Consider the following 5,193-nt stretch of genomic DNA (forward strand, 5'->3'; position numbering starts at 1 on the left):
CAATCCCTAATTATGAATTTTGCTGCAACTACTCCCAGACCTAAATCCTCCCGGCCGCGTCCAGGCGATCGCCGTCTCAAACGCAAAAAATCACGAGTCAGCACCAAAGGACTCTACACCAGAGCAATTAGGGATACCTTTATTAAACTAAATCCCCAAAATGCCATTAAAAATCCCATCATGTTTTTAGTCTGGTTAGGAACAATCATCACCCTAGCCGCCACAATTTATCCCCCCATATTTGGACCAGTTACTCAGAAAAATCCCCAACTGTTCAACAGTTTATTAACAGTGACTTTATTTTCCACTGTTCTATTTGCCAATTTCGCCGAAGCATTAGCACAAGGAAGAGGTAAAGCCCAAGCCGATGCTTTACGGTCTACCAGATCAGAAACCATCGCCAAAAAAATTGTCGTCGATGGCACAATCACAGAAATCCCTTCTCCCAACCTCAAAAAAGGTGATACCGTCTACGTAGTCGCAGGTGACATCATCCCCGCAGATGGGGAAGTGATTTTAGGTGTTGCTTCCGTCGATGAATCAGCCATCACCGGTGAATCAGCCCCAGTATTGAAAGAATCGGGTTCAGACGTTGCCAGTTCTGTTACTGGTGGTACGCGCATCATCTCCGATGAATTAATCATCCGCATCACCGCTGATCCCGGTAAAGGATTTATTGACCGGATGATTGACTTAGTAGAAGGTGCAGAACGCACAAAAACACCTAATGAAATTGCCTTAACAATTTTGCTGTCAGTGTTTACCCTCATCTTTTTGTTTGTGGTCGCAACCCTGCCCGCCTTTGCTTATTATGTCAACAGTCCCGTCAGCGTCACCGTATTAATTGCCCTGTTGGTAGCACTCATCCCCACCACCATTGGCAGCTTACTCAGTGCTATTGGCATCGCAGGTATGGATAGAGTCGCCCAATTTAACATCATTGCCACCTCTGGAAGGGCAGTGGAAGCCTGTGGAGATATAAATACTCTAGTTTTAGATAAAACAGGTACAATCACCCTTGGCAACCGTTTAGCAGAAGCCTTTATCCCCATCAACGGTCACTCAATGGTCGAAATTGCTAACATTGCGTTGGCAGCTAGTATATTTGACGATACTCCAGAAGGTCGCTCCATTGTCCGACTCGCAGAAAAATTTGGCGCAAAATTTGATATAGACCGCAAACAAGCCCAAGGAGTAGAATTTTCCGCCAAAACCCGCATGAGTGGTACTAACTTACCTGGTGGTCATGAGGCACGAAAAGGTGCAGTGGTAGCAATTAAAGGGTTTGTCCGTTCCCACAATGGCAGAGAGACCCCAGAACTAGATACTGCTTATGAGGAAGTTTCCCACCAAGGAGGTACGCCCTTAGCCGTTTGCCTCGATAATGAAATTTACGGTGTTATTTATCTTAAAGATATTGTTAAACCCGGTATCCGTGAACGTTTTGAACAACTGCGGCGCATGGGAGTACGTACCATCATGTTAACAGGAGACAACCGTATTACCGCTTCTGTGATTGCCAAAGAAGCAGGAGTAGATGAATTTATCGCCGAAGCTACACCAGAAGATAAAATCAGCGTCATCCAACGGGAACAGGCAGAAGGTAGACTGGTGGCAATGACAGGAGATGGAACTAATGATGCTCCTGCTTTGGCTCAGGCTAATGTTGGTGTAGCCATGAATACGGGGACTCAAGCCGCTAAGGAAGCAGCTAATATGGTTGATTTAGACTCTGACCCCACAAAACTTATTGATATCGTTAGTATTGGTAAACAATTGTTGATTACTCGTGGGGCATTAACAACCTTTTCTATTGCCAATGATATTGCTAAATATTTTGCGATTATTCCCGTAATTTTTGCCGCTGCTAATTTACAAAGTTTGAATATTATGAAGTTAACCAGTGTTAATTCGGCAGTATTGTCGGCACTGATTTACAATGCTTTGATTATTCCAGCTTTGATTCCTTTAGCATTAAAGGGTGTAAAATTTAGACCTTTGACTGCTAATCAACTTCTGCAACGCAACATTTTTATTTATGGTTTGGGTGGTGTAATTGCTCCATTTATTGCCATTAAATTAATAGATATGCTAATTACAGTTGCTGGTTTAGCTTAATCGGGGATTGGGGATTAGGGACTGGGGACTGGGGACTGGGGACTGGGGATTGGGAAATAACTCTTGCTAATTACCAATTTTAAAATCTAAAATCTAAAATCTAAAATCTAAAATCTAAAATTCAATTATGGTGTTTATTCAAGAAACTATCCGCGCAATTCGGATGATTTTGTTACTGTGGTTATTAACTGCAATTATTTATCCTTTGGCAATGTTAGGGTTTGGTCAGTTTGTCTTCCCTACTTCAGCTAACGGCAGTGTTGTTTTAAATATAGATGCTCAACCAATTGGTTCGTCTTTGATTGGTCAAGTTTTTACATCAGATAAATATTTTCATGGTCGTCCCAGTGCTGTGAGATATAGCCAAGGTAGAAAAGCCAAACCCACGGGTATATCTGGGGGCAGTAATCTTGCTCCTAGTAATCCAGAACTAAAAACTAGAATTATTGAGCAAGCAACTCAATTTCAAGATGAAAATATACAACCTGCGGCTGATTTAATTTACATTTCTGGATCTGGTTTAGACCCTCATATTTCTTTGAAAGCAGCACGACAGCAGTTAACAAGAGTAGCACAGATACGGGGCATCAAAGAAAACGAAATCATTCCTTTAATTAACAAATATACTGATAGCAGATTTTTAGGTATTTTTGGTGAACCGGGAGTTAATGTTTTACGTTTAAATTATGCTCTTGATTTACAAGAAATCAACCGTCAGCAAAATCAATAAGTAGTAATTAAGTAGAAAGGCACAAAAAATTCGTAGGTATACTAAACACGGTTGGGACATAGACTTTGGCAAAATGAGGAAAAACCTAGATGAGGGGTTTAGCTCATACTTTACCCCTACCGATAGAATCAAATGATTCAACTGTTTTGAGTATATTTATTCTCTCTATATCAATCTGTGGTAAAAATTTATCAAGAATATAAAGAAATTGTTACAAACTTTAGTAGAATGACATCATTACACAAATAAGTATTTTTCTCTATTGACATGATAGCGGAACAATTTCCTTGGCTGACCACGATTGTCCTATTTCCTCTCCTCGCATCCTTTTTGATTCCTGTGCTGCCCGATAAAGACGGCAAGCTGATCCGTTGGTATGCGTTAGGTGTGGGCATGGCCGATTTTGCTTTAATGTGCTGTGCTTTTTGGCTACATTATGATGCTAGTGATGCTAGTTTTCAACTAGTAGAAAATTATGCCTGGATGCCTGCGTTAGGACTAAACTGGGCTGTTGCCGTTGATGGTATTTCAGCACCCTTGGTACTGTTAGCAGGGTTTGTCACCACCCTAGCAATTTTTTCTGCATGGCAAGTTGACCGCAGACCACGCCTGTTTTACTTTCTGATGTTGGTGTTATATTCGGCACAGGTTGGGGTGTTTGTCGCCAAAGACCTGCTGTTATTTTTCATTATGTGGGAAGTGGAACTAGTTCCCGTCTATCTATTAGTTTGTATTTGGGGTGGTCAAAGGCGACGTTATGCCGCTACAAAATTTATAATATATACCGCCGCAGCTTCTATATTTATCCTAGTAGCCGCCCTAGCAATGGGGTTATATGGTGACGGTAATATTAGTTTTGATATCACCGCCCTGGCTGCTAAAGATTATCCTCTAGGGTTACAATTGTTGCTGTATGCAGGTTTGTTTATTGCCTTTGGGGTGAAATTGGCGATTTTCCCATTACATACCTGGTTGCCAGATGCCCACGGTGAAGCATCTTCCCCAGTATCCATGATTTTGGCGGGTGTGTTGCTGAAAATGGGCGGATATGGTTTAATTCGCATGAATATGGAACTTCTGCCCGATGCCCATATTTACTTTGCACCAGTTTTAGCCATTCTCGGTGTTGTGAATATTATCTACGGTGCTTTAAACTCCTTTGCCCAAACGAATATGAAACGGCGTTTGGCTTATTCTTCTATTTCCCACATGGGATTTGTACTGCTAGGTTTAGCCTCCTTCACGGATTTGGGGATGAACGGGGCAATGTTGCAGATGATATCACACGGTTTGATTGCCTCCGTGTTATTTTTCCTCGCAGGTGTCACCTACGACCGCACCCATACAATGGTAATGAAAGATATGGGCGGTATTGGTCAAGCCATGCCCATTGTATTTGCGTTGTTTACTATAGGTGCAATGGCATCTTTGGCTTTACCGGGAATGAGTGGCTTTGTGGGTGAACTCTCGGTTTTTGTGGGTTTGACAACCAGTGATGTTTACAGTTCTACCTTCTGTACTGTGACGGTTTTCCTAGCCGCAGTGGGCGTTATCCTCACACCTATCTATCTGCTTTCTATGCTGCGACAGGTTTTTTATGGCAAAGATGCAGCCCTGATCTGTGATATTAACAATGTAGGGTTGGAAAATCAGGAAGATGAGGGTACTGCTTGTTTTGGTACAGATTGTCTTCTGCCAAATGAAGCCGTCTATAGTGATGCAAGACCCCGAGAAGTGTTTATCGCTGCCTGTTTTCTGGTGCTAATTATCGGTATTGGTTTCTATCCTAAAGCAGCTATGCAGATGTATGATGCTAAGACTGTGGCTGTAAATGCTCATGTCCGTCAATCCTATACTATCATTTCACAAACCAGCCCCGGTATCTATGCTAATGGGTTCTCGACACCAAGAATCTCAGAAGCTGAAGTTAACTCGGTTTTGGCAACTTTGAAATAAACCCAACTGCTAAAACAAAATTAGTGATTAGTGTGACTAATCACTAGTTCAAAAAAATTGGAGATTGCTACTTTTAAGCTAATATAAAAAAATGTAATCCCTGTGAAAACTGATACTATATTTTATCAACTATTTCAGACATTACCCAGTATCCTTTTTGAACTGATTGGTAAGCCAGCCTCAGAAGCAGAAGCATATCAATTCACATCTGTAGAAATCAAGGAACTAGCATTTCGCTTTGATGGGCTATTTGTACCTGATTCAGAAATACCAGAACAGCCAGTTTACTTTGTAGAAGTTCAATTTCAGCCGAAAACGGATTTTTACTGGAAATTATTTACCGAAATCAGTCTTTATCTGAATCAATATCAACCAAAGAATGATTTGGG

The 5,193-nt window shown here is 41.4% G+C and carries 4 protein-coding genes; all 4 read left to right on the forward strand.

Features of this window, described 5'->3' with window-relative positions; genetic code table 11:
- Window positions 1-12: 12 nt before the first annotated feature.
- Entirely contained in the window at window positions 13-2,118 is a 2,106-nt protein-coding gene (kdpB, locus tag VB694_RS16900; RefSeq protein ID WP_323361500.1) for a potassium-transporting ATPase subunit KdpB, read from the forward strand.
- A 127-nt stretch (window positions 2,119-2,245) separates the two neighbouring features.
- Complete coding sequence (gene kdpC, locus VB694_RS16905) at window positions 2,246-2,848, forward strand: K(+)-transporting ATPase subunit C (protein ID WP_323361492.1); 603 nt, start codon at window positions 2,246-2,248, stop codon at window positions 2,846-2,848.
- 267 nt (window positions 2,849-3,115) lie between these two features.
- Window positions 3,116-4,804: an NAD(P)H-quinone oxidoreductase subunit 4 gene (locus tag VB694_RS16910; protein WP_323361493.1), complete on the forward strand. Its 1,689-nt coding sequence runs from the start codon at window positions 3,116-3,118 to the stop codon at window positions 4,802-4,804.
- 102 nt (window positions 4,805-4,906) lie between these two features.
- A partial coding sequence (locus tag VB694_RS16915; RefSeq protein ID WP_323361494.1) for a DUF2887 domain-containing protein occupies window positions 4,907-5,193 on the forward strand: 287 nt, incomplete at its 3' end.

This window comes from Anabaena sp. UHCC 0451 (assembly GCF_034931405.1).
Taxonomy (GTDB): Bacteria; Cyanobacteriota; Cyanobacteriia; order Cyanobacteriales; family Nostocaceae; genus RDYJ01.